Origin of the sequence: Streptomyces sp. NPDC058964 (assembly GCF_042741275.1) — a bacterium.
Classification (GTDB): Bacteria; Actinomycetota; Actinomycetes; order Streptomycetales; family Streptomycetaceae; genus Streptomyces.
Genome location: NZ_JBHYKH010000901.1, coordinates 1 through 1,846, shown reverse-complemented (window position 1 = coordinate 1,846; position 1,846 = coordinate 1). Strand labels below are relative to the sequence as shown.

The window sequence follows — 1,846 nt, the reverse complement described above, 5'->3', positions numbered from 1 at the left end:
GGTCTACTACGACGCGGGCCACCCGGGCTGGAATCCGGCCGCCCAGCAGGCGGCCCTGCTGCGACGGGCGGGCGCCGCGTCGTCCGACTCCTCCGACGGCATCTTCGGCAACGTCTCAACTTCCGCACCACGGCCGACGAGATCGCCTACGACCGGCAGGTCCTCGACGGGCTCGGCGGCTCCACCGGACTCGGCGCGTTGATCGACACCAGCCGCAACGGCAACGGCGCCCCGCCCGACGGCGCGTGGTGCGACCCGGCAGGCCGCCGGATCGGCCGCCCGCCCACCCTGCGCACCGGCGAGGCACGGATCGACGCCTACCTGTGGGTGAAGCTGCCGGGAGAGCCGGACGGCTGCAAGGGGGCGGCCGGGACGTTCACACCGTCCTACGCCTGCGAACTGGCGCGCTGAGCACGGGCGGGACGGCTGCCTCGGTCTACGAACCGGCGCGGCCGTTCTCCTCGTCGTACGAGGACGTTCCCTCGTCCAGCAGCGGCTCCTGCACCTTGAGGTGGGCGGGGGCGAACGCCCGCAGGGCGTGGTAGCCGGTGATGACGACCAGCGTGCCCAGGGCGATGCCGCTGAGGGAGAAGTTGGCGCCGAACTTCATGCTGACGTTGCCGACGCCGATGATGATGCCCGCGGCCGCCGGAACGAGGTTGAGCGGGTTGCGCAGGTCCACCCCGGCGTTGCTCCAGATCTGCGCGCCGAGCAGGCCGATCATGCCGTACAGGATGACGGTGATGCCGCCGAGGACGCCGCCCGGGATCGCCGCCACCACCGCGCCGAACTTGGGGCAGAGGCCGAAGAGCAGCGCGAAGCCGGCGGCGGCCCAGTAGGCGGCCGTCGAGTAGACGCGGGTCGCGGCCATCACGCCGATGTTCTCGGAGTACGTGGTGTTGGGCGGGCCGCCCACCGCGGTGGACAGCATCGACGCCACGCCGTCGGCCGAGATCGCGGTACCGAGCCGGTCGTCCAGCCGGTGGCCGGTCATCTCGCCGACCGCCTTGACGTGTCCGGCGTTCTCCGCGACGAGCGCGATGACGACGGGCAGGGCGACCAGGATCGCCGACCACTGGAAGGAGGGGCCGTGGAAGGACGGCAGCCCGATCCACTCGGCCTTGCCGACACCGGAGAAGTCGAGCCGCCAGTGGTCGGTGACCCTGCCGCTCGCGTCCACCGAGTGGATCTTCCCGAAGACCTGGTCGGAGGCCCAGGACAGGCCGTACCCGAAGACCAGCCCGAGGAAGATCGCGATGCGTGACCAGAAACCACGCAGACAGACGACGGCCAGACCGGTGAACAGCATGACCAGCAGGGCCGTCCACTGGTCCTGCGGCCAGTACGTGGACGCCGTCACCGGCGCGAGGTTGAAGCCGATCAGCATGACGACCGCGCCGGTGACGATCGGCGGCATCGTGACGTGGATGATCCGCGCCCCGAAGCGCTGCACGGCGAGACCGGCCAGGAACAGCGCGACACCGACCACGAAGACCGCGCCGGTCACCGTCGCGCTCGTGCCGCCCTGCGCCCTGATCACCGCGGCCACGCCCACGAACGAGAGCGAGCAGCCCAGGTAGCTGGGGATCCGGCCACGGGTCGCGAGCAGGAAGATCACGGTCGCGACGCCCGACATCATGATCGCGAGATTCGGGTCGAGACCCATCAGTACCGGGGCAACGACGGATGCTCCGAACATGGCGACCACATGCTGGGCGCCGAGCCCGACCGTGCGGGGCCAGGAGAGCCGCTCGTCGGGGCGTACCACCGCTCCGGGCGCGGGCGTGCGCCCGACGCCGGGCACCATCCAGCCCACCCCGAGAACCAAGCTGAGGGGTCCCTATCT

Annotated in this window: 1 protein-coding gene and 1 pseudogene; one reads left to right on the top strand and one right to left on the bottom strand. The window is 71.1% G+C overall.

Features of this window, described 5'->3' with window-relative positions; all coding sequences use genetic code 11:
• Positions 1–411: pseudogene (locus tag ACFW2E_RS46180) on the top strand (glycoside hydrolase family 6 protein); the annotation flags it as partial.
• A gap of 25 nt (positions 412–436) precedes the next feature.
• Here ACFW2E_RS46180 and ACFW2E_RS46175 read toward each other — a convergent pair.
• Positions 437–1,828 carry a uracil-xanthine permease family protein gene (locus ACFW2E_RS46175; RefSeq protein WP_384477989.1) on the bottom strand — a complete coding sequence of 464 codons (1,392 nt, stop codon included), beginning with the start codon at positions 1,826–1,828 and terminating at the stop codon, positions 437–439.
• Between the last annotated feature and the right edge of the window lie 18 nt (positions 1,829–1,846).